The 25,361-nt window shown below is 46.5% G+C and carries 12 protein-coding genes; 10 read left to right on the forward strand and 2 right to left on the reverse strand.

The window, feature by feature from the left end:
• Position 1 precedes the first annotated feature (1 nt).
• Positions 2-856, reverse strand: coding sequence for an OmpA/MotB family protein (locus BLR32_RS13920; protein WP_089832740.1), 855 nt, complete (start codon positions 854-856; stop codon positions 2-4).
• 265 nt (positions 857-1,121) lie between these two features.
• Between BLR32_RS13920 and BLR32_RS13925 the strand changes: the two genes are divergently transcribed.
• The 7 genes from BLR32_RS13925 (at position 1,122) to BLR32_RS13955 (ending at position 17,892) form a co-directional block, all read left to right on the forward strand.
• Positions 1,122-2,525, forward strand: a complete 1,404-nt coding sequence (locus BLR32_RS13925) for an alpha-L-fucosidase (protein WP_089832742.1) — start codon at positions 1,122-1,124, stop codon at positions 2,523-2,525.
• A gap of 334 nt (positions 2,526-2,859) precedes the next feature.
• A complete protein-coding gene (locus BLR32_RS13930) occupies positions 2,860-7,530 on the forward strand; it encodes a hypothetical protein (RefSeq protein WP_089832744.1) in 4,671 nt (1,556 codons plus the stop codon).
• Positions 7,530-9,620: a fibronectin type III domain-containing protein gene (locus BLR32_RS13935; RefSeq protein ID WP_089832746.1), complete on the forward strand. Its 2,091-nt coding sequence runs from the start codon at positions 7,530-7,532 to the stop codon at positions 9,618-9,620. The genes BLR32_RS13930 and BLR32_RS13935 overlap by 1 nt, the downstream gene beginning before the upstream one ends.
• 20 nt (positions 9,621-9,640) lie before the next feature.
• Positions 9,641-10,201 carry a hypothetical protein gene (locus BLR32_RS13940; protein ID WP_089832748.1) on the forward strand — a complete coding sequence of 187 codons (561 nt, stop codon included), beginning with the start codon at positions 9,641-9,643 and terminating at the stop codon, positions 10,199-10,201.
• 227 nt (positions 10,202-10,428) lie between these two features.
• Positions 10,429-14,778 carry a hypothetical protein gene (locus BLR32_RS13945; protein ID WP_176842276.1) on the forward strand — a complete coding sequence of 1,450 codons (4,350 nt, stop codon included), beginning with the start codon at positions 10,429-10,431 and terminating at the stop codon, positions 14,776-14,778.
• Between the two features lie 53 nt (positions 14,779-14,831).
• A complete protein-coding gene (locus tag BLR32_RS13950; protein WP_089832752.1) occupies positions 14,832-16,175 on the forward strand; it encodes a PKD domain-containing protein in 1,344 nt (447 codons plus the stop codon).
• Entirely contained in the window at positions 16,168-17,892 is a 1,725-nt protein-coding gene (locus tag BLR32_RS13955) for a DUF4136 domain-containing protein (RefSeq protein ID WP_089832754.1), read from the forward strand. Before BLR32_RS13950 ends, BLR32_RS13955 begins: the two co-directional genes overlap by 8 nt.
• 89 nt (positions 17,893-17,981) lie before the next feature.
• Here BLR32_RS13955 and BLR32_RS13960 read toward each other — a convergent pair whose 3' ends face one another.
• Positions 17,982-18,476, reverse strand: coding sequence for a hypothetical protein (locus BLR32_RS13960; RefSeq protein WP_143011470.1), 495 nt, complete (start codon positions 18,474-18,476; stop codon positions 17,982-17,984).
• Positions 18,477-19,011: 535 nt separating this feature from the next.
• On the opposite strand from BLR32_RS13960, the gene BLR32_RS13965 reads away from it, so the two are divergent.
• The 3 genes from BLR32_RS13965 to BLR32_RS13975 all read left to right on the forward strand — a co-directional run bounded on the left by BLR32_RS13965 (position 19,012) and on the right by BLR32_RS13975 (position 25,359).
• On the forward strand, positions 19,012-19,227 hold the full coding sequence (locus BLR32_RS13965) for a hypothetical protein (RefSeq protein ID WP_089832758.1): 216 nt from the start codon (positions 19,012-19,014) through the stop codon (positions 19,225-19,227).
• 87 nt (positions 19,228-19,314) lie between these two features.
• The gene (locus tag BLR32_RS13970; RefSeq protein WP_089832760.1) at positions 19,315-21,612 is read left to right on the forward strand and encodes a fibronectin type III domain-containing protein; all 2,298 of its coding nucleotides are present in this window, start codon (positions 19,315-19,317) and stop codon (positions 21,610-21,612) included.
• Between the two features lie 9 nt (positions 21,613-21,621).
• On the forward strand, positions 21,622-25,359 hold the full coding sequence (locus tag BLR32_RS13975) for a Hint domain-containing protein (RefSeq protein WP_089832762.1): 3,738 nt from the start codon (positions 21,622-21,624) through the stop codon (positions 25,357-25,359).
• The last annotated feature ends 2 nt before the right edge of the window (positions 25,360-25,361 follow it).

Genomic DNA, 25,361 nt, shown 5'->3' on the forward strand with positions numbered 1-25,361 from the left:
CTTATTTCTTTTCCAGCAGTTTGAAGAACTGGTCAAGCTGCGGCAGTATCACGATACGGGTACGGCGGTTGGCAGCCCTTCCTTCAGGAGTATCGTTGCTGGCGACAGGCAGATATTCACCTCTACCGGCAGCGGTGATATGAGCAGGAGGAATACCGTAATCATTCTGTAATACTCTTGTTACGGCAGTAGCCCTCTTCACACTCAAATCCCAGTTATCCAGCAATACGCCTCTCTTGAAAGGATTGGTATCTGTATGACCTTCCACCATGAATTCAATATCAGGCTGATTAAGCAATACCTTCGCTACTTTACCAAGTACTTCTTTCGCTCTTGCAGTGATATCGTAGCTACCGCTTTCAAACAGCAGTTTATCTGAGATATCGATATACACTACGCCTTTCTCTACTTTGATGTTAATGTCTTTATCATCCAGGTTGCCAATAGCGCCTTTCAGGTTCATCACAAGTGCCATGTTCAGAGAGTCTTTACGCGCAATGGCCGATTGCAGGTCCTGTATATAAGCATCTTTCGCGCCTATATTATCCAGTGATTTCTTGATACTTTCTGCCTGTGAATTACTGATAACAGACAGGTCTTTCAACTGGTTCAGTAAGGTATTATTGTTCTGTTTTAAACCTTCCAGCCGTTCTTCATTCTGGTTTCTGCTACGTTCAAATGCAGAAGCAGTATCGCGCAGGCTACGCTGACAATCATCCAGTTTACTCTGAAGACTAGCATACTTACCGGATAGCTCAGCATACCTGGCTTCTGAAGCCTTGAACTTTTTCGTACTGACACAGGAGAATAATAAAATAGGACTAGATAATGCTAATAATATGACACTACGTTTCATACAAATTGTGTTTGTTTTTAATGACTCTTGCTGTTGTTCCTTGTACTCCGCATAAATCCAACACCATGCCACATTTTAATACGTACTCATGTATAATCCTGTTAAATTGTTAAAATGCATCACTAATGAGAATTTCGCATTTCGTTATATTGTATTACCATACGGAGAAAGCATAGGATGATTATTATATTTTAGTAGCGATCTGGCATTAATTTATCCACGAAACATCAGGTTCTCGAAATCCAAAATCGCATCAAAGTTCATTATGAAGAAGACTTTCTGTTTACGCCTCTTACTGAGCATCCAACTATTAATGCCTGCCATGTTAAAGGCGCAGGTTAAAACAGCCGCAACGCCGCTCGCTACATTGCAACAGCAATTTGTTGATCTGCGTTTCGGTATGTTTATCCATTTTAACATTCCTACTTTCGCCAACCAGGATTGGCCTGATCCGGAAGCTCCGGTATCACTCTTCAATCCGACAAAACTTGATTGTAACCAGTGGGCCGCAACTGCGAAAGCAGCGAATATGAGCTACGGCTGTCTTACCACTAAACATCACAGCGGGTTCTGTATCTGGGATACAAAGACGACTGATTACAACGTGATGAACAGTCCTTATAAGAAAGATGTGGTGAGAGAATATGTGAATGCCTTCCGTGCCAAAGGTCTGAAGGTAATGTTATACTACTCTATACTGGATACACATCATAAGCTGCGTCCTCACGATATTACGCGAAAACACATCGAGATGGTGAAAGCACAGCTGACGGAGCTGCTGACGAACTATGGAGACATCACTGCGCTGATCATCGACGGATGGGATGCACCCTGGTCCAGGATCTCTTATGACGACATCCCTTTTGAAGAGATTTACCGCCTCATTAAGAGCCTGCAACCTAATTGCCTGGTAATGGACCTCAACGCGGCAAAATATCCGACAGAGGCCTTATTTTACACAGATATCAAATCTTACGAACAGGGAGCAGGACAACATATCTCAAAAGAGGCTAACAGGCTACCTGCATTGTCTTGTCTGCCTATCAACAGCGCCTGGTTCTGGAAGGAAAATTTCCCAACTACACCAGTGAAAGATCCGGTGAAACTGGTAGATGATATCCTGGTGCCGCTGAATAAAGCCTGGTGTAACTTTATCCTCAACGTAGCGCCTAACCGTGAAGGTCTGATAGACCCTAATGCTGTAAAAGCATTGGAAGAAGTGGGCAAACGCTGGAAGAATACAGGTGCTATGCCTGCTCTGCCACCTGCTATTGCACCCATTATCTCTTCCAATATTGCCAAGTTCCAGCGTAGCAATTCCAGCTGGAGTGATGATATGAACATTATGGATTTTGCCAATGACGATCGTTTCAACAGCAGCTGGCAGTCTAATCCAACAGTGAAGCAGCCCTGGTATGAAATAGATTTTGACAAAGCACAGCGCTTTAATATGATCAGCATCGTGGAAGATGGTAACAATATCAAAAAATACCATCTTGAATATGAAGATAACGGCACCTGGAAACCGTTGGCAAAAGGCCAGGAGGAAGGCCGTGTGAAAATACACCGTTTCGACAGCGTGTGGGGCGGACGTGTACGTATAGTGATTGACGAATTCAGTGCACCTCCTGCTATTGCAGAATTCGGGGTGTATAACGAAAGAAGATAATTGTGAATGTTACTTTTAATGGAGGAAGGTGTCTCAATGCAAGAGGCACCTTTTCTTTTTCCCGAAAATGGGATAATCCCCCGTCCCCGACATTAAAAATCTGTTTTCATAATGTATACGGACTCAACCATTAACGCCAGATAATAGCGTGAAAACCTGCATTCAACGCAGAAATGAATAAAATATTTTATTAATGTTAAAAAAACACTAATATTACACCAAATATTAGTACCCGGAGATGTTTGTAAACACGAAATAACCTGTTGTTCTCTGTAGTAATTGATCGTTGTTAACTGAGCTATCACCGCAACTCTATACCTATATTATTGGCCCTATGGTAAAACCTTACCTACGAAACTTCTGTTACCGTTTCATTAGCCTGTTGGCGTTATTTATTACAAGTCAAGCTGTTACGGTACACGCCGAGGACAGTGATTATGTTAAAATCCATGTACCGGCGGCCAATGTCATGGCCACCAGTATGATGGAAAGCCGCAGCTTTCCGGATATAGATAAACAGCTGGTGGCGGAAGCACTGATCGCACCAGAAAGCGGTTTGTTCACCGATGCCAACCTGCAAAGGTTGTACGACGTTGACAGTAATGCCCACGCCTACCGTGACATAGCAAAGGCTGAATTTGAGAAAATAGAGAAGAGTAATCGCTATACATCCACCATCTCGCCAGACGACCTGAATGAGCTACCTATGGGGCTTTTTAAGACCGTTGGTAACACTACCGTAACGATCGCGGTAAGCAATGCCATTTTTTATTCTACCTACGCGGAACTGACCGTATATGCCAAAGTGCAGATACCACAGGAGCCACGTGAGATCTTTTTTGGTCTGAAAGGCCTTAAACTTTCGTATAAAGGCGGCATATTGGGCGATGCCAAACTGGTATTGCTGGGTGATGTACCTGTACGACTGGGTGGCGGTACAGCAGCCCTGGTACTGAAGGGTGGTATGGATATGAAGACCGGTCAGGGACTTGACCTTACCTATGTAACAATAGATTGTAACGGTTTCAAGGAATTGGGGCTTAGTGCAGACCTGATGTTCCCGCGGAGTATGCTGGTGCCTTTGAAACCAGATGGAGAAAGAACGACAGACAGCTCGCAGGTAAAGGCCTCATTCAATACGATAGTACGCGACTGGAATGATATACTCGTAAGCGTAGACCTGCCTGCATTTGAAATAACACCCCTCAAAGGCGTAGGATTCCGTATAGGCAAAGCTGTATATGATGGCAGTGACCTGCGTAACTCTCCCGATGTGGTATACCCCGCAAAATACCAGGAACGTTACCTGCCACAGGATGACCCGAACTTATGGCGGGGAGTATATGTGTCTGACCTGGAGGTAACCCTGCCTAAGCAATTTGCACGGGCTGACCAGCCCGATAAGCGTGTTTCGTTTGGTGGCAAAAACCTGATCATCGATAATAACGGTATCACCGGCAACTTCTTTGGTAATAATGTATTATCGGCTGGTAGTGCCGCCGGCTGGCGTTTTTCAGTAGATCATTTCGATATAGATCTGGAGGCCAACCATCTCACAGGGGCAGCATTCAACGGTATGCTGGGCATTCCGATGTGCAAAGCCCCACTGGGCTATTCTGCTGTTATTACTGCTGATAATGAATATATACTGAAGCTGAACAATCTTGACACACTGGATTTTATGGTGTGGCGGGCAAAAGCTCAGATAAACCCAAACTCCTGGGTACAGTTAAAACTGGCTAATGGGCACTTTGAGCCGGAAGCCATGCTAAATGGCTACCTGATCCTGGCATCGTCGCTGAAATTAGACGACAACGGTAATCCTGTTGCCAAATTTAAAGGTATCATGTTCCAGGGATTGCATCTGCAGACAAAAGCTCCTTATCTCACTGCCGAGTATTTTGGATACAGGGATGAAAATACAATTTGCAATTTCCCTGTAGCTATTAAGGAAATCGCCCTGGAAACCAAGGACAGCACTACGGCTAACCTCAATATTGCGGTACGCTTTAACCTGATGGAAGGGAAATTTGGCGGCGATACACGGTTGGCACTGGTTGGAAAATTTGATAACAGCAAAGGCTTACAGACCTGGAAATTTGATAAGGTAAAGCTGGATGCTATTTCACTGCATGCTGATCTGAGTGAAGCCATGTCGATATCCGGTTCACTGAAGGTGTATGACGATGACGCCGTATATGGAGACGCAGTGAGTGGCGAGGTAGACGCAAGTTTCATGAAGGGGAAAATAAAGGTAAAAACCCGTGCTATGTTTGGCGCTAAGAATTTCCGCTACTGGTTTGTAGATGGTACGGCCCAATTTAAGCCTGGCATCGCAATAGCCCCGCCCCTGAAAATCTCAGGTTTCGGCGGCGGCGCCTATTACCGGATGAAAAAAGAAGGTATTGATACTATTGCTTCCCCAACAGGCGTAAAGTATGTGCCGGATTCCACCGCAGGACTGGGCATTAAGGCCGCTGTGCTGTTTGATGTGGTAGAAGATAAGGTAGTACACGGAGAAGTATCTTTTGAAGTAGCGTTTAACCGCAGCGGTGGTATCAACTTTATGGGCCTGTATGGATATGCTAAAATACTGGCCACGGTGCCGATGGGCAATATCACAGGGAAAATAGCCAGACAATTTGCCAAAATACAGGAACAGGAACAGAAGGCGATCGCCCAACTGGGATCCACAGGCGAGAAACTGGAGGAATTGAAAATATCAGATCCTTCAAGCGCAGCCTCGTTGCTGGCGGGCGATCAGAATCTACCCGCTGAAGTGGGAGTGACCGCCTATGTAGGTATACAATATGATTTCACGACCTCTACACTGCACGGCAACTTTGATATGTACATGAACGTAGCCAACGGTATGCTGACGGGTAACTCCAGCGGTAACCGCGCCGGCTGGGCAGTGATCCATATTTCACCCAGCGAGTGGTATTTGCATATGGGAACGCCTACCAATCGTTTAGGTACCAAGTTCTCTATAGGTGGTCTTTCTATTAAATCAGGCGCCTACCTGATGGTGGGTGATAAGATACCCGGCTCTCCGCCACCACCGCAGGAAGTGGCAGATATCCTGGGCGTAGATATGGAGGAGCTGGATTATATGCGCGACGCCAATGCACTGGGCGATGGCCGGGGATTTGCATTTGGCGCTAACCTTAGCGTGGAAACCGGCGATATCACTTTCCTGATACTCTATGCCAACTTTAAGGCAGGCTTAGGTTTTGACATCATGCTGAAAGATTATGGGGATGCGCATTGCGTTGGTAGTACAGAGAAAATCGGCATAGATGGCTGGTACGCTAACGGTCAGGCATACGTGTACCTGCAGGGTGAGTTGGGTGTGAAAGTAAACCTGAGATTCGTGAAGGCCCGTATACCGCTCATATCTGGTGCAGCAGCTATGCTGATGCAGGCTAAACTGCCTAATCCTACCTGGGTAAGGGGATATATGGCCGTTAAATTCAGCGTGTTAAACGGCCTTGTAAAAGGTAATATGCGCATGAAGGTGGTTATCGGTGAAGAGTGTGAGATCGTAATGAATGGTAACAGTCCGGTAGATGTGAAGATTATCTCAGACGTAAAACCAGCTACTAATGCCGATGCAGTGGATGTATTCACTGCACCGCAAGCCGCCTTTAATATGCGTATGGGGCAGTCGTTCGATGTAGACGACGACAAGGGCACAAAGACCTACCGCGCAAGGCTGGCATCCTTTACCGTTATGGATAATGGTCAGCCGATACCTGGTCGCCTGGAATGGAATGCCAACAATGATGGTGTTTCCTTCTACTCCAAAGAGGTATTACCTTCTCAAAAACAGCTGACAGCTACGGTAAAGGTGGCATTTGAGGAGCGGGTGGGCGTAACCTGGCAGACGGCCTATGTAGATGGCAAACCGGGCGAAGAGATTGAAACGGTGACCTTCACTACCGGTACTGCGCCGGACTATATCCCGATGCAGAACATCGCCTATGCGTACCCGGTGGTGAACCAGCAATACTATTACAAAGATGAATCTGATAAAGGCATCATTAACCTGAGTATGGGACAGGCTTACCTGTTCGACGCCAAATGGAAGTATGCGATCAATTTCAAAGATGCCGCCGGTCAGACAACTAAATTAGATATGACCTATGACGTCCCTTCACAGACGATTCATTTTACACCAACGGGTCTGAAGGCGAATACGGCCTATCAGTTTGACGTAATAGCCATCCCTCCGGGTGCACAAAGCACCGATGAAGTAGTAGCTTACCAGCAACAACAGGATGCAGGCGAAGACGGCAGCTATGCTGTTGCCAACAACCAGGCGCAGACAGTTTCCAGGGGCGATGTGGCTAAATCATTGCTGCATTATGGATTCCGTACCAGCAAATTCAACACGTTTGCAGAGAAGATGCAGTCGCTCCGTTTGAAGGATGGTATCGGTGAAACAGTATCCACAGATGTAGTGCGCCTGCTGGCCGACGTAGGCGACTATGAAGGCTTTGAAGTAGTAGAAATGACCGGTAACAATTACACTGGTTATAAACCGATGGTGAATGTGGAAGCGGTGATGGATGATGCGTATTTTACCAACGACATTAACCCGCTGTTGTATGCCAACTATCCTATCAATAACGAGATATTCATTAATAAACGTAATACGGACGAATTTGGAATAACGCCAAGCAAGGCCTTTATCCTGATGCCTACTTATCTGGCAGAAGCATCTACAGGCAAGGTGACCAGCTGGATAAAAACAAGGTTACCGTACCTCTACGATCTTCCACAGGTATACAACCTGGATTTCGCCGAGCTACAATATAAAGTAGTGAACAGGTTCATGGGCACCGAGGAGGCAGCGAAATATGACTACCTGATAAACGGGCATTTCCCTTTCATACGGTACGGCGCTTACAAAGTAAAATACCAATATGTGCTGCCTGACGGGACTAAAACCAGCAGCGCTGTATTCAATTATCATAATCCATTTAAAACAAGGGGCTTCTAATGACAATGCGCAGGCTATCTTCTATACTGCTTATACTTATATGCTTTACCGCTGTATCGCCGCTACGCGCACAGCATAAAGACAGCGCCGGGATAGCGGTTACCGCCAGGGCCCGCCAGCACAGCATATTGCTGCGATGGGGCATGACGACCTCCCGTGCCTGGAAGCTCGGTAATCAATATGGTTTTCAGCTTACCCGTTATACCGTTACCCGGGATGGGAAGTTATTGTCATCGCCGGAAGCTAAAGTATTGAATACACAACCGCTGCGGCCCAAACCGTTAAATGAGTGGGAGAATATTGCGCAGCATGATCAGTATGCCGCCATTATTGCACAGGCATTGTATGGTAAGGACTTTGAAGTAGGTGGCGGTGGTAATAATGGTATTGCAAGTATCATGGCACAATCGGCCGAGCAGGAACAGCGTTTCTCACTTTCCCTGTATGCCGCAGACAATAGTTTTGAAGCCGCTGTCATGGCAGGCTGGGGCTGGGAAGATAAAGAAGCGCGTCCCAATGAGAAATACCTGTACCGGGTTATTTCACTCGCGCCTAAAGATCGCCTGACTGTAGATTCAGGGGGTGTATTTATAGGCATACAAGATTATGCGCCACTGCCGGTACCTGGCGATGTAGGAGCAGTGTTTGGTGATAAACAGGTAGCACTTAGCTGGGATTACAGCCTGTTGAAACACTACTATACTTCATGGATAGTAGAACGTTCCAAAGATGGCGGTAAGACCTTTGAACCGGCCCGTTCATTGCCGGTGACCAACATCAATGAAAAAGAGAACAGGCCTTCTTCCCGCATGTATTTTATTGACTCGCTGGAAGATAACAATACAGTGTATCAGTTCAGGGTAAGAGGTATTTCCGCATTCGGTGAAAAGGGTCCTCCTTCTGCAGCTACTACCGGCAAAGGAAGGCAGGTATTGATATATGTGCCGAACATCCGCAGCAACAAGATCTCCGCACAGGGAAAAATGACGCTTACCTGGGACTTTGAAACAGCAGGTAACGCATTGATCAAAGGCTTTGCATTAAACCAGGCCGAACGCGAAAGTGGCCCTTATAAAACCGTAGTAGTAAATATTACTCCGGATAAACGCAGTCTGCAATATGATCAGCTGTTGCCATCCAACTACTTTACTATTACGGCAGTGGCAAAAGAAGGCGAATCGACAACCTCATTCCCTGTGTTGGTACAACCGGTAGATTCTACTCCGCCTGCGCCGCCCGTTGGATTGGCTGGTACTGTGGACAGTAGTGGAGTGGTAACACTGACCTGGAAAGCCAATGCGGAAAAAGATATGCTGGGATATAAAGTATTCCGCGCCGGCAGACTGAATGAAGAACTTTCTCCTTTAGTGGACTCTATCTATATGAAGACCGTTTACAAAGACACTGTTCCCATAAAATTCCTTAACAGTAAAGTATACTATGCAGTAGCGGCATTGGATAAACATTATAATCAATCCGGTTATTCTGCTGTCCTGGAGCTAAAGAAACCGGATGTGATACCGCCTACTTCGCCGGTATTCAGTGCTTATAAGGTAGTTGATGGCCAGGTACAACTATCCTGGGTGAATAGCGGAGATGAAGACGTAGCTGCGCACCTGCTGTATAGGAGGGACCGCGCAGATACCAGCCATAAATGGTTATTGCTCCAGACATTTCATGATGGTACCCAATATTATGCAGATCGGTTGATTGAAGGCGGACAGACCTATACTTATATCATGATGGCGAAAGACAGCAGCGGCCTTGAGTCGCCGCCTACCCAGCCTATTACCGTAACCATACCGGCAGACCCGAACAATATCAGTGTAAAAGCACTGAATGCCTATGTGAACCGGGACCAGCGTTACATTGAACTATCCTGGAAAGATAATAATCCCGGTATAAACGAATACCAGTTATACAAGGGAGCAGGTGGTCAGCCACTGAGCCTCTGGAAGATAGTTCCGGTAAATGTAAAAACAGTTGTGGACGAATCTGTGAAGATCAATACTGTCTATGAATATGGCGTACGCGCCGTGAACAGAAACGGTCTGAGCGGCCCGCTTAAAAAAATTCAAACAAATTATTAACACCTACATACCTTCTATTTATGAGAACCATTACACAAAAAGCCCTATTGTTGTTATTCCTTCCCCTGCTGGCGTTTACAGGCAGGCTGTCCGCGCAGAACACAGCGTACGAACTAAGCGTAGATGGCTCAATCATTGGGTTCGGCAGTACGGCAAGCTGCAACAGCCTCTATGAAATATATGCCATTACGGAACACGGTGATCAAACGCTTATCACCTCCGGATCCCTGGACGGTCTCAGCGATGGCCAGGTGCAGTCTTTTCCTCCGCAGACTATCACCTTTACTTCGGACAATCCGGTAGTACGGATTGCCGTATGGAGTAGGAGGAAAGCCCGCAACTGTAATACCCTGGCTGCCGGCGAAAGGGATTACATCCTTCCGGTGGGCAGTATTGCCTGGTTTGATGTGAACGTTCCCGATTTATTTACTGGCTATAACGTTCAGTCTAATTTGCATATAACTATTAAGCCTGCCTCCTTAACAACTGCGATTCCCACCAACGGAGATGTCATCAACCGGACAAGCAGCACCCTGCATAATTCTCCCAAAACACTGATTGAGTTATCCCAGGAAAGATAATAACGTCGGAATAAACGAATAGCAGTTATACTCAGCGGCTGGCGAACGGCCGCTGAGTTGCTGAAAATAGTTTCCGGTAAACGTGAAAATGACTGAAGAGGAATCGTTGAAGATCGATACCGTTTATGAGTATAGCGTACGCGCTGTGAACAAAGACGGTCTGAGCAGGCCCGCTCAGAAAAGTTAAAACAAGTTAAATCCCTGCATACTTTTTACCTATGCGACCAATGATAAAAAGAGCCCTATTATTGTTATTCCTTCCCCTGTTGGTGTTTACCAGCAGGTTAGCCGCGCAGAACCCAACAGCGGTGTACCAACTGACCGTGAAATGCGACATCATGGGCGATGGCAATACAGCAGACTGCGGTAGTCTCTATGAAGTATATGCCTTTATGCAGTACGGTGGTTCAAGGCTTATCTCATCCGGATCCCTGGATGGTCTCAAAAAGGGCGAGGTGTGGTATCCTTCCCCCAAGACGATCACCTTTACCTCGGACAATCCGGTAACAGGGATTGCAATATATGGCAAGCGGAAACTCGCCAGCTGCAATACCGCGGCTTCAGAAGAAAGAGATTATATGTTCCCGCCTGGCGATCGTACCTGTTTTAGTACCAGGGTTGGTAACATGTTTGCTGGCTATCATTCTACGTCTACGCTGTTTATAGACATTAAACCTGTGTCCAATGCATATGAATTACAGCTCCAGACAACGGAAGTATATCCCGCCAGTTTGGCGCTAAACTATTACGCGACTGTTAATTATACAGATGGCACAAAGGATGATAAGATATTCGAGTTTATATCGACTGCGATTCCTGCCAACGGAGAAGTCATCAACAGGACAGGCAGCGTCATACACAGTTCCCCCAAAAAAATATCATCCGTAGAAGTTTATAGTAAAGGGGCTCGAATCGGCCCCTGGCCTGCTTTAACGCGGACAGAGACTTTTCCTGTCAGTCATACAGGTCTGGAATTTGACGGGAATATTAATAATCCGTTTGTCACGTCGATGGACCCGAGCAGTAAGATCCATGTGACTTATAGAAAAGTCATGAATGACCTGGTATATGACGGGCCAAGCCCCAATATACTACCTACTGACGCTGAGATCAGGATCATTGGTACTCCAGGGATACCCAACCAGCAATACATCTGGCAATACCTGGACTATAATGGCAATTGGCAGAACGCCCCTGGAAACAAGCAGGGATCCAACGTTCTTCAAGTCTCTGCCAAAAGCCTTTTGGGGAATGAATGGGAAAAATATCTCACCAAACTGGTACGGGTTAGAATGCTACCGGCTTGCGCCCAGGACCGGGAATCCGCTACTATTACATTGGACTGCCGGTTGGAAGCTCCGCACATTACAAGCATTATTCCTAAGAAGATATCCTGTAACGGCGCCAGTGACGGCGGTTTCATTGTTACCTTTGACCGTCCGGCGTATACTGGTGAGACAATAAACGTAGAAGTCAAGGACCTTCTGAACGTTATCGGTGGTACCCAACCTAATCAGATAGGTGTTACCATGGAACCCAATCAGACTTACACCTGGCCTTCAAACACGCTTTTCGCCAGCCGCTTCCAGGTAAAGGTAACCGGCAATATTAATGGCACCAACAGTTACAGCGACGCAAGTACGGCCGAGTTCCAGCTGGATGAACCCACACGGGTCATCTTCTCTACGCCTGCTCCTATTGCTGTAAAATGTTACGACGGTAGCGATGGCGGTATCAACCTTAACATTAATGGAGGCGCTGGTGGTTATGTAGCATGGTATAAAGGGGGTGCAGATAATGATTATCTCACGCAGCCGTTCAACCAGAACACGATAACAGGCCTCGCCAAGGGAGATTACCTGATAAAGGTAAAAGACCAGAACGGATGTGCCGGTAAGACGGCCGCCGGAGACGAGGAAATAAGCTTCAGCGTTCAACAACCTGACGCACCACTGGGGGTGGATGCTACTTCCATCACCGATCCAAAAGCATTCGGATATTCGAATGGCAGCATTACCGTTCATCTGAAGGGCGGTACGCCAAAAGCAGACGGCTCTTATAATGTTGAGTGGAGGAAGGCAGATGGCACTTTGTTAACACCCGCAAATACTGTAGATGGCAATGGCATCTATACCACCACCATCAGCAACCAGCCAGACGGCGATTACACCCTGACGGTCACAGACGGCAACTATAATGTGGCTGCTACAGACAGCAGGACAGGTTGTGCCCTCATCAATACCTTTCCACTAAGACAACCGCCACCATTAGTGGCCAACATACAGATCACGGACAGCGTTAGCTGTACCGGCAAGGCCGATGGAACGCTTACTGCTATAATAAGCGGCGGTGTACCATTTAACCCCGCGCCGCATTACACTTATGAATGGTACCAGGTGGCGAACGGCGCAACCGTGGCTATCGGACAAACAGATAGTACTGCTGTTGACCTGCCTGCGGGCCAGTACCTGGTGAAAGCTACAGACGCCAATGGCATCTCTATACTATCCGATACTACAGACCTCATAGATCCGGCTCCTTTACAGGTACAATTCAACACGACGCCTGCTACCTGTTACGATGGCAGCAATGGTGCGTTGGAAGCACTCGTAAGCGGCGGTACAACACCATACCAATATAACTGGAGTAATGGTAGCCGGAACGCGTATAATCCTGGTTTACACGCCGGCACATATACAGTGAATATAACTGACTACCATGGTTGCCCTTTATCTGAGGACTCCATAGTTGAACAACCAGCTGCTCCGATAGAGATAGCGCAACAAGTATTGACTCAACCACTTGCCTATGGTTACTCAGATGGTAGTATTAAAATACAGTTGAAAGGTGGTACTGCTAAAGCTGATGGCAGCTACAATGTTAGCTGGCAAAAGGCAGACGGTACACCGTTGGGCAGTGGCGTTGGTCAGGTAGTGGCAGGCGTTTATGAAAACGTGCTGTCAGGTATACCTGCAGGTGATTACAAGGCTATCATTACAGATGCTCAATATACCGGTCCAGACTTGAATATGCAGGGCTGTACGTTGACAGGATTTTTCCCATTAAAGGAACCACCTCCATTAGAAGTAAGCATCGCGGAACAGCGTTATGTATCCTGTAAGGGAACTGCAGATGGCGTGCTGAAAGCTACCGCCGATGGTGGCGTGCGCATAAACGGTCCGCTGCCATACCGATTTGCGTGGTATAAGAAGGGTAGTGGTGGTTATAACGCTATCGGTCAGACAACACCATCAGCCAGCGGATTAACAACCGGTACCTATAGAGTGATCATTACAGACGCAAATAATATTGATAAAGTATCTGATTCCTTCCTGCTCGTTGAGCCGGCACTGTTGCAGGTGCAGCTGGCCACCACACCGGTGACCTGCGCCAGTGGAAAGGATGGAGAGGTAAGGACCACCGTTAGTGGTGGTACGGAACCTTTCAGTTATGAATGGACGAATGGAGCAGCCACCAGTACTATCAGCAACTTAACAGAAGGATCTTACCTGGTGTTTGTAACAGATTCCCGCGGCTGTGAAGCACAAAACAACGCGGATGTGTTTATACCCAATGGCCTTGTGGTAAATGCAGACATCATACCACCGGTTTGCGCGGGTAATTGCGATGGTGCTATTAACACGGTGATCAGTGGAGGCATTCCTCCTTACCGCTATGCATGGAGCAACGGCGGCACTGGCAACAATATAAGCCAGCTGTGTGCGGGTAAATACACGCTTACTATCCAGGACGCTAACAATTGTAAACGTGTGCAGTCCTTTAATCTGCCAGACCCGTCGCCATTACAGATACAGCTGGGAGGCGACATAACACTCTGTAACGATCAAACCTATACGGTAAATGCTATCATAACAGATCCTGCGGCTACTTATACCTGGGGTGGAGAGCCTGCCTTCCAGGCGGCTATGCCGGCCGTGACGGTCAACCAAAGCGGTCAGTACTGGGTAAGTGTAATGGACGGTAAAGGTTGTATTGGCCGTGATACGATCAACATACAACAACTGAAAGCAGATATCTCGGCAGAATTTGTTGTAGCCACACAGGTATTTCGTAATGAGGATGTATCGCTGATCAATATCAGCACCCCGATGCCGGAACGCACTGTATGGGAAATACCAACCAGCAAGAACATTACCGTGTTGCAGAATACGCCGCTGCTGGCAGGACTACGCTTTGCGGATACCGGCGTGTATCGCATCACCCTGCACTCCTATATCGGCAATTGTGAAAAGGTATTCACGAAAGACATTGCTGTGCTGGAATCGCAGTCTATGCCAGTTCCCGGAGGCGCACAACAGCCGTTCATCACATCGTTTGATGTATTGCCTAACCCTAATAGCGGGCAATTCACCGTGCGTGTGACCCTGGATAAGGCTGCAGAGATCCGTCTGCGCCTGTTCAATATCATCAGCAACCAGTTGGTGAACGACCGTAAGGAAAGCGCTGCCGAGCAATTTAACATAGGCTACCAGCTGAATATCACGGCAGGCACTTATGTGCTCCTGCTGGAAACACCGCTGGGCAATCAGATAAGGAAAATCATCATCACTCAGTAATTACTGAAGGAGATACCGTTGACAGCTAAACGCAGTATAAGCTTTCGAACAATATGAAGACGAAACTAATATCCTATACTATATTCATACTGCTACTGGCTGCATGTTACAAAGAAGTGCCACGGCCCCTTACAGTGGACTTCGCCTACGTGCTGGCAGATAGTTCGCATACTGTACCGATATCTGTAAACATCGCCAACCGCAGCACTGGCGCTACCGGTTTTAAGTGGAGTTTTGAAGGTGGCGAACCTGCTACCTCCGACTACGAGAACCCGGGAGCCATCAGCTTCGCGCAGGCCGGTCCGCACAAGATCACATTAGAAGCCTGGAATGACGACACCCGGAGTAGCAAGACCATTACACTGGTGCTGGACAGTGCAGTACAGGTGTCTTTTGATGCTGAGATACAGGTGAATGATTTTTCACCCGTACAGGTGAAACTCACTAACCATACCACAGGCGCCAGCAGTTATAACTGGACTTTCCAGGATGGCGATCCGGCCAGTGCCAATACCGCCGTACCGCCAGCAGTTACTTTCACCACACCAGGGCCGCATACCATTACCCTGCAGGTGAGTAATGGCGGACAACAGTTCACTGCCAGCAAAACCATCACCGTAAAGTCTCCTTTACATACGGATTTTACCCTGAACCCCGGACCATTCGACGACGACTACGAAGCGCCGTTGACAGCAGTACTCGGTGGTAAAAGTGTGAGCTACCTTACACAGCAGTGGCAGTGTGCAGGTGGTGTGCTGGATAGCGATACATCCTCTGCGAATACGGTATACTTTGCCAATCCGGGTACCTATACCATTACATTGACAAATACTAATGGGAAGGGATCAGAAACAGTGAATAAAACTATCACAGTAAAACCTAATTCGCACCTCCGTACTATTACGGATGTAAAACTAGGTATCAGCACTGCGCATGCAGATATTGGCTGTTTTTATTCTACCCGCCTGCGAAAGGTATACCGCAAAAACGATGATCTGACAAAAGAGGGGAAAGAGATTGACCTGGTATTCTTTGGGCTGAGCCGCAGCTTTACCTATAACAAATTTGTATCGCCGGATTCTGCTACAAGTTATACCTTCTCCGCCATACCCGGCGCTACGGTGACGCGTTTCATCAACAGGCAGGAACAATGCAATTGTGGTGTGTCATTCAGCGTAAGCGATTTTGACAACATGCAGACAGATGCTCCTTTGCAAGCCCTGCAACTGCCAGCCGGCGCTAACGGCAACCTGCAATTTGATCAGACAGTATTACCCCGTATTATATTATTCCAGACGGCAGATGGCCGTAAAGGCGCCATTAAGATAAAGGACTATGTGCTGGAAGGCACCACAGCCTATATAGTGGCGGATATTAAAGTCCAGAAATATGAATAGATCCCGTATCCTATACCTGTGTACTGCTGCATTACTGCTACCGCTGCTGTCATCCGCGCAGCAGGTAGACCTGGAACATATCCGGGATCTGTTTGGCAAGGGAAGACCTTTGAAAGTGAACGGCGGACTAAACGCCAGTACTGTATTCAATAGCGGCAGTGGTGGCGGCAGGCAGCCGTTTACCTGGTTCCTGAACGGTAGCCTTAATACCAATATACTGGGGCGGATCAATCTGCCTTTTTCGTTTAACCTGACCAATGCCGGAGCAGGTTATTCGTACCCTACCTTACCTAACCGTCTGAGCCTGCATCCCTCTTATAAAGGAGTAACTGCCCACATAGGCGACGTAGCCATGTCGTTTTCTCCCTATACCTTAAACGGTCATCAGTTTACGGGCGTAGGATTGGATATCGCTCCACAGCAGACCTGGAGCATCAGCGTGATGTACGGGCGACTGCTGCGCGCAGTAGATTACGACAGCACCAATCGGGGCATATTGCCTACATACCGGCGTATGGGTTATGGCGCTAAGCTTTCCTTAACGCAGCCAAATTATGCGCTGTCCCTGAATTTTTTGCGTGCCCAGGATTTCGTAGATCCTATGCAATATATCCCGGATAGCCTGCACATCTTTCCTAAAGCAAACCTTGCTGTGAGCATTACCGGTATGCTGCGGCCTGCCAAAGGACTGGAATTTACCATGGAATACGCCAACAGTGCCATGAAACTGGATAAACGGGACTATCATCCTACCAGGTCGGATCGTGGTAACCTGCTGGAAAACGTATTTATGTATGATATCAAGAATACGCAGTTCTTTAAAGCTATCAGAGCAGGAATGAACTACACATTTCATAAAAGTGTGATAGGATTAGGTTATGAGCGTATAGATCCCGGTTACCAGACGCTGGGCACCTACTATATGAATAATGACCTGGAAAATATTACTGTGAATCTGTCGCAACCATTGCTGCATGATAAGGCCACCATATCCGGCAATGTGGGGTACCAGCGCGACGATCTGAATCATACCAAGGCCGGCGCCACATTCCGCATGGTTAGTGCGATAAATGCGACTTATATGCCCAATGAAAAATGGAATACGAACTTTACCTATTCCAACTTCCAGACCTACACGCACATAAAACCGCAGTTTGATTATATCAATCAGACGAATCCCTATGAGAATATGGATACGCTGAACTTTAAACAGATATCGCAGAGTGCCGGACTAACGATTACCTATATGCTAAAAGCCAATAAGACCAAGAGCCACAACATCAACCTGAACCTGAATGTACAGGATGCGGCAGATATTCAGAACGATGTGCTTTGGAAAGGTAACGGGTCGCGGTTCTATAATTCAAGCACCGCATATACCTTGTTACTGATACCGCGGCAGATAAGCTTTACCGGTGCTTTTAATCTGAGCTATAATACCATTGGGAGGGATGACTTTCTTACACTGGGCCCTACGCTGGGTATGAACGCACGGTTATTTGAGAAGAAAATGACGGCTGGTTTTAACAGCTCATACAATAGCAGCGCCAGCAATGGAGAGCAACAGGGGCAGGTACTGAATTTTCGTGTAAATGCGGCGTACATGTTCATGAAAAAACATAACCTGAATATGAATGCGGTGCATCAAACACGGTGGACGCCCAGGGGCACAGCGAGTAATGTGACGGCGACCTTTGGGTATAGTTATAGTTTTTGAGGTAAGGAACTTTATGATCGGCAGACGACTGCACCAGCAACAGCGAGGCCGCCCGCTGCAAGCGGACGGCCTCTAGGTTTATACATAGTCTATATTCGGTCGTCGTTCAGTAAAATACTTCCCAGGCAGATCATTGCCACATCCTCGACCAGCCCTGCTATGGGATCGGGTGTGCCGGTGATCTTTCCAAATTTCTTTCTCGCATAATAAGTTACGTAAGCACCTGCGCAGGCCGCTGCGGCGCCTATCAGAGCACCCAGCCACATACTCTTACGTTTTCGTTTGCTAACGATGGCCCCGGTAAGGGCGCCTGAGATACCTCTGCTGATCAGACCTGCCGGTTCAATCCTGTCGCCTATGCCGGGTAGTTTATCAACATAAGTTTCCCCGGCAGCCATTAAAGTCAATATCTTACTTTCAGGGAAGATGAGCGCAGGGGCCAGCGTTGTACGGGAGCCGGCAATAGCACTCACTCCGGCAATAACAGCGATATCCCTGGCGCTGTTGCCATTCATATGCTGCTTAGCTGTCTTTATTTCCCTGGTTTTTGTATTGCCTGTAGTCGCGTGTGTACCATTTCTCATGTTGTGAAATTTAGATGATACATTGTTAAAGGCCATTCGGATATATGTTATACCACTTTCGTACCAGTAAATATCGGGTACAGCAGCACACTCAGCCTGTCGGGATCATCCATGCACGAAACTCAGCTATAGCAAGAATAGCTGTGATAAACGGTTTTAGCAGATAATGACAATTTTTTGCTGCGGCAGAATAGCCCTAAAATTATAATGATATCAATGTGTTAGCACCGTGCTCAGGTAATACTGTAGCAAGACTGTTGTGTAAAATGTCCTACATTCTGGCATTTTATTTGGGACCGGTATAACATATACGTCTCAGCTTTACCAATGCGAAGGGCCTTTCATCCAATAACCGTTAACTGACGTATGGAGAAACCGGCAACTTTTCCCTCATTTCTTTCTCTTTCTTAATGGTAGTTTTTATAGTCCTGAATCCACTGCGCTTATAGGTACAGATATATAAAAAAATATATCTATCTTAGTGTGATTTTAATATATTCGTCTTCGTTTGTACTAAGCACACCAGACCCTACCTATGAATAAGATAACCTACAGACTGGGGTTATGCCTGTTGTTGACATTTAAAGAAGTAGGAATACCCGTTGCTACTGATTTTATTTACACTGCAAAAGATAGCATACACCGCATTCACATTATCAGTTTTACAAACAGCACTATTGGTGCAGCCGACCCGGTTAATGGACAATTTACTGTAGTGCGCCCACACAATTCAACATTAATTACCAGCTGAATATAACGACAAACACTTACCTGTTGCCCGGGACTTCATTGGGCAACGCGGTCAGAGAAATTGTCATAAACATGTAGCAATCAGAAAATGAAAAACAGCATATATAACACATTCCGTATAGCGCTGCTGGCAGGCGTGCTGCTGTGCGCCGGCTATTTCAGATCGGCCGCGCAGAAGTATCCTGTGAAAGTGCAGGTGCAGTTATTGCAACCTGTAACGCCGCAGCTGATTGATCTCTATACAGGTACGCAGGGCAGAATGATTGTCACCCTGCTGAACACTGACCTGCAGAATCCTACATTAACCGTCCGCTTACGCTTTACTATCAAGGGTGGGAATGCGGTGCTGCGTAATAAGGACTATGTTTATTATCCGTCTATTCAACTGGATGCCGGTATTCCACTGCGACTAAGCCTGGAAGATCTGGAACCTTATTTTCAGTTGAATAATCTCGACGCTTCGGGCATCCCTCCTTCACAACTGATGCCGAACATCCTCCTGCCGGATGGTTATTATACTTTCTGTGTAGAGGTGATAGAAGTGAAGAGCGGCCAGCAGGTCAGCAATAGTACGCAGGGGTGTTCTCCGCCTGCATGGATCAGTATGAGTCAGCCGCCTTTATTGAACCTGCCTGTCAAGGGTGGGGGTGTGGCATTCAGGGAACCCCTGAATATTGTTTTTAACTGGACGCCCCGGCATATGAGTAGCGCCAATGCTGCTTTCCAGACGGAATATGAGTTCACGTTGACAGAGTTGTGGGATACGGTGATTGCACCGGAGGCAGCATTCCTGAATTCGCCTCCCTTATATCAGACCATTACCAATACCACTACGTTATTGTATGGACCTGCAGAACCTCCGCTCTTGCCGGGCAAGCGATATGCATGGCGGGTAAAGGCAAAAGCGAAGATGGGCGTCAATGAATATGATGTATTCCTGAACAATGGTTACAGTGAGATCTTCTGGTTTGTATTACAGGAAGACTGCCAGCCGCCGCAGCAGGTACTGGCAACAATAGAAGAAAACGTCGTTACAGTCAGTTGGTTGCCACAACCCAAAATGTCTGAATACATAGTAGAATATCGCGAAGCGAATAAAGACAACGCAGAATGGTTCAGCATAAAAACAACGGAAGACCATGTAGCAATTTATGATGCGGTACCGGGCAGAAGTTATGACTACCGTGTGGGTGGTTATTGTGTGGCAGCAATAAAAACAATGGGCGATCAGCATGGTTTTGAGATGCCTGCAAGAGACAGTACTGATAATAAGAACTGTGGATTATTACCTGATATCAAACTGGCTAACCAGGAACCTCTTAAGGAATTGAAGAACGGTGATCAGATCCTGGCGGGCGATTTCCCTGTGCGTCTTACAAGCGTATCTGGCGCTGGCACATTCCAGGGAACGGGTTATGTGATGATCCCATTCCTGAGCGATACGAGAGTAAAAGTGAAGTTTAGCAATATCACCGTCAATACCAGCCACCAGTTGCTGAGTGGTGTGATACAAACCACTTTCGATAGCACGGCAGCACAGGTAGTAGGGGTTGACGATGCGATACAGGCCGTAAGAGATCTGGCGAGTGTGGTGAATGACCTGGCGCATCTGACGATAGATAGTGACTATCTGATGGTGAAAGAGTTGGCTGACGAGATCAGGAAACTGGCGGAGGATGAATTGCCGGAAGATCTGAAAGAGCGTATTACTAAAGCTGCGGACAACCTGGAGCAGACCAAGAACGACTACGATAAGGCGAAGGCAGAATATGAGAATGCGAAAACACCGGAGGAGAAAGCCGCGGCAAAAGAGAAGAAGGACAAGGCAGCAGCTGCATTTGAAGAAGCGAAAAAAGAAGTTGATGCAGTAAATAAGGAGAAGGAAGAATTCGTGAAGTCGGTTACTGATATGTTGGTGAAGGCAGTTAAAGGCCTGAAATCGGATTATAATGACAGCAAGCGTACGAAGATCAATGAAGATTTCAATGCCAGCAGGAAAGCATTAAATGATATGATCAGTGAAACGAAGAAGGCGATCCTGGATGGAAGGTCAATGCCTGCAAACACAAGTCGGGGGCAGAACGCTGTTGTTATCGCCATCGACAGTGTAGAAGTATCAGCACCTGAAGATCAGTTTTCAAAACTGAGTGTCGCATTTAAAGAGGCGGAATTGCAGAAGAATAAAATGGCGGTTGTAGATATGTTTGACCAGCATATATCCAGTAAAGAATATTATGCATTTATAACCCAGGTACTGAAAATAAATGGTAAGAATCTCGTCGATTACATCATAGCGGAAAGGAACGATGAGGTGGATGATGAGGTGATCGTTGATAATCTGAAAGTCGAGCTGGAACAATTAATTACTGATCTGTTGAATAAATAAGCTGGTAATATGAAAATGTTACATAAATATATACTCTTGTTCATCCTGTTGTTGCAGGCCAATGTGGGATTTGCAGCGCCGGACAGGGACAGCCTGATGGCGAAAGTAATTGAAAGAGGCAGGATGGCTTTTAAGGAGCTGGTCCTGCAGAATAAATTAAATGATGAAAAAGGACTGTCATCTCAGAATCACTATGTATTGCATATCAATACGGCAGACCTGATAGATGGACAGATAGAGAAACTGGATAAGGAATATATCAGACAGAGAAAAATAACCTATGGTGCAGGTAGTATAACCGGCGATGAGGCAGCTGGCGACTTTCTCGTACCGGCTGGTGAAGATCTCGATGAACTGGAGGAGAAATTGAGGAAATGCAACACAAATGCTGATGCCAAAATACGGACGTATCTCGTTACCATCGATTTTATACCGATGATCTATGATGTTCCTGGACTTGATCTGGAAACGCTGATGAGTTACCGTAGAGGAGACGCCAGTGGAACAGAAGAAGGAGACATGGGGGAGAATGCCAAAAAGGATGCAACAGCTATTTTACAAGGAGTTTCAACAGCATTGGTAGCTGCACCACCTGAAAATGGTGAGAAACTGGCGTTCAATACGGTGTGTGTCGGCATGGTGAACTATAGGATCTATGATAGGAAACGCCGGTTTAAGAAGCTCCAGATATTTTCCTGGTATTCTAATCTGGAGGGGACGGATGTGCAATCATATAATCTGTTAGTGTCGAAACATCTGGCCACGGTGAAGGGAGCAACGGGTTACAGGCTGATAAAAAGTTTTATAGATGTCATTAGTGAGAATAACTCAGACTTTGCATTGTTGCCATCTGTAAAAGATAAGATAACGTCTGTCAATACCCGTGAGGAGATGGAGAAGCTACTGTCAACAATCAGTGCGAATGCCTATGACCAGTTTACCTATGAGCAACGTATTTATGCGGTTAAAATGCTTGCATCACAAGCTATAATTACCAATACCGGCGCAACAATGATAGTGGATCTCCTGTCAACCGCAAACCTTGAAGAGGACGCAGGTAAATTGAGAGATGATCTTAATAAGCTGAACAACTTTGTTTCAAGGGAAAACGACGCCGAAGAATCTGAGGTATTACCAGCCAAAACCAGCGAGTTAACCCTCCTGCATCTGCTGGTAAATGGCATATCAGACCATCTGATCGGCGATAAGACTTATACACGGTTGATGCAGGTTTTCATCAACATTGCGAAATCATCGCCTGCTATTGCTGATGATGCGCTGGATTTTTACAGGGACCCCAGAAAACTGGACCGGACGATAGTATGGGATAAGAGCTATGCACTAGAGTTGTTTGCTACGCCTCCCGCCGGTACCAATAGTTATGAGGTAACATTGGATAATAAGCGGGATGAGGTCACCATTATTAAGTCGCAGTTGGAATATCCCGAAAATGAGGCGGGGTATACTGAGCTGCAGAAGTCTATGCGTGAGTATGCCAAGGGGAATAGCACCTTTATACAAAAGCTGCTGAATGACCTTGTTTTGCCTGCCATGGGCACCATGGATATTGCTGGTTACTATGAGACGAAGTATCCCCGTGAACCAAAATGGGTAGAAGGAAAAGCAATTACGCTAAAGGCATGGCAGCTGGTGTCATTTACAAATAAATCCGATATAGGATTGCTGGCAACAGCGGTAGGAGAATCCTCAGATCAAAATGAGCATAAGGCACAGTACCTGCCGGCCATCGTATTGAAATATGCAGCGGATAAGGAATTGAACAAGGAGGTAGGTAAGGGCATTGTAATGGCCTTTGATGTGATCACGCTGGTGACACCGGTAGGTGAATTAGCCTATTTGGGAAAAGTAGCTAACTATGTTTACAAGGGTGTTGAATACAGTGCTAAAGTAACCGCGCTGGCACATCTGGGTGTAGAAACGGGTGCGATACCTCCGGACAGCAAGTTGGCTGAGTTCATCAATGACTGTTATCAAGTGACTGCCCTATTGCAGTTAGGCAATCTGGGTTTTTCTGCAACGAATGGTGTTATTGCCAGGTTATCCAGAGCAGAAGCTACAAAATTCCTTCAGTCATTTTACGGAGCGGAAAAAGAGGGGTTAATGTATCTGATGAAGGATCCTGAAGCAGTGAAACAGATCCTGCGGTTTAAGAGAGAAATAGAAGAAGCAGGTGCCGCAGCCGGATATGGTAAGACATGGTATAAAGTGATCAAAGAACAGGTATACAACGGGATTTCAGGCACTGTTGCCAAAATGAAAGACTTAAAGTTCCTGAAGTCGAAGGGAAATGGTAACCTGCTCAAATTCACAGATGATGGAGGTCAACAGGTGATGCATGGCATGGCTGATGGAACAGTGGTGCTGGATAAAACAGCGACGACATTTGCAGAGGATGCCCGTCTGGTAGGTACCATGGATGACATTCCTGTCCGTACGGCAGAAAATGCGGAGGAAGTGGTGGAAGACCTGATGTTTGTACAACGCGCTAACAAAAGTGTGGAGTGTATAAGAGGCGCTTGTTTTATAGCGGGAACACCCGTGCGAACGAAAGCCGGTCTCATTCCTATTGAACAGATCAAAGAAGATGATACCGTGCTTGGCGTAAAGGTGGCTAATGGCGATACTACCTGGCAGAAGGTTAAGAATACTTTCACCAAACATGCTTCGAAACTGGTGCGTATCATTACGGGCCGTGATACGATCTTCTCCACACCAGAGCATCCTTATCTTACAGAGAATGGCTGGAAAAGCGCTATTGACCTAAAGGTAGGCTGGCGTCTCAGGTTGGCGGGACATGCCTTTGCTACACTGACTGCAGTATTGCCGATCGATACCAGTGTAACGGTTTACAATTTTGAAACCAGTATTACACACAATTATTGTATAGGGAGTGAAGGCATCGTCGTACATAATTCCTGTAAGAATTTAGAGAAGTTTAAAAGCGGCATTCCGGAAGGCTATTATGGCGATTTTGTTAATGATTTTAAGAATGCAGCAAGTGATATAGATAAAGAGAAACTTCTAAAGAAGTTTAGTGAAGGAAAACTTTCTACCGATGTATGGGTGATTTTGCATGAGTTTCCTTCCCTTCGCAAAACTGAGGAACTGAACAAGTTTCAGGAACTACTGAGATCATGTAAGGATCGCAATAGTACTGCTTTGCTGAAGGATATTATGGCGGGTAAGAAGGAATTTAGTGCATTAAATCCGGTTGATCTTAATATCTTAGGGACCCGGTTTGTAGAATTGTTGTATTGGGCCAAGTACAAAAATCAGACTGATCTGGCTGCTCAACTGCAGAAATGGGTCTCACGGCTTAATAATGCAGGTTTATCACCATTTAGTCATATACAATGGGTAGACCCAAAATCCCTGCGTTTTTCTCAGGGGTATGTAGGGGATAAGGTATACAAATATATAGACGAGATGAAAGCGGGTTTATGGGATTGGTCAAGGAGCCCCTTAGAAGTAGCAAATATAGATGGCCACCTTGTAAGTCTGGATAACAGGCGTTTACTTGCCGCACAACTGGCTGGTGAAAAAGAGGTGCCCATACGGCTTGTAAAACTGGATGCTCCCCGTCCCGCCGGCGGCACATACGGCAAAAATCTGGCAAAAAAGCTGTTTTCCAGACCAGAGGATCATCCCGAGCTTGAGAAAATTGATTTGCGACCTTATGGCTCATTTAATCAGCCTCAGGTCGTACCCCAAAAGCCAAAAGAATAAAT

Origin of the sequence: Chitinophaga filiformis (assembly GCF_900102545.1) — a bacterium.
In the GTDB taxonomy this organism is placed as follows: Bacteria; Bacteroidota; Bacteroidia; order Chitinophagales; family Chitinophagaceae; genus Chitinophaga; species Chitinophaga filiformis.

Coding starts and splice junctions, on each gene's coding strand:
- BLR32_RS13920 (WP_089832740.1), bottom strand. CDS start 856: ATGAAACGTAGTGTCATATTATTAGCATTATCTAGTCCTATTTTATTA.
- BLR32_RS13930 (WP_089832744.1), top strand. CDS start 2,860: ATGGTAAAACCTTACCTACGAAACTTCTGTTACCGTTTCATTAGCCTG.
- BLR32_RS13960 (WP_143011470.1), bottom strand. CDS start 18,476: ATGAGAAATGGTACACACGCGACTACAGGCAATACAAAAACCAGGGAA.
- BLR32_RS13940 (WP_089832748.1), top strand. CDS start 9,641: ATGAGAACCATTACACAAAAAGCCCTATTGTTGTTATTCCTTCCCCTG.
- BLR32_RS13955 (WP_089832754.1), top strand. CDS start 16,168: ATGAATAGATCCCGTATCCTATACCTGTGTACTGCTGCATTACTGCTA.
- BLR32_RS13950 (WP_089832752.1), top strand. CDS start 14,832: ATGAAGACGAAACTAATATCCTATACTATATTCATACTGCTACTGGCT.
- BLR32_RS13935 (WP_089832746.1), top strand. CDS start 7,530: ATGACAATGCGCAGGCTATCTTCTATACTGCTTATACTTATATGCTTT.
- BLR32_RS13975 (WP_089832762.1), top strand. CDS start 21,622: ATGAAAATGTTACATAAATATATACTCTTGTTCATCCTGTTGTTGCAG.
- BLR32_RS13925 (WP_089832742.1), top strand. CDS start 1,122: ATGAAGAAGACTTTCTGTTTACGCCTCTTACTGAGCATCCAACTATTA.
- BLR32_RS13970 (WP_089832760.1), top strand. CDS start 19,315: ATGAAAAACAGCATATATAACACATTCCGTATAGCGCTGCTGGCAGGC.
- BLR32_RS13945 (WP_176842276.1), top strand. CDS start 10,429: ATGATAAAAAGAGCCCTATTATTGTTATTCCTTCCCCTGTTGGTGTTT.
- BLR32_RS13965 (WP_089832758.1), top strand. CDS start 19,012: ATGAATAAGATAACCTACAGACTGGGGTTATGCCTGTTGTTGACATTT.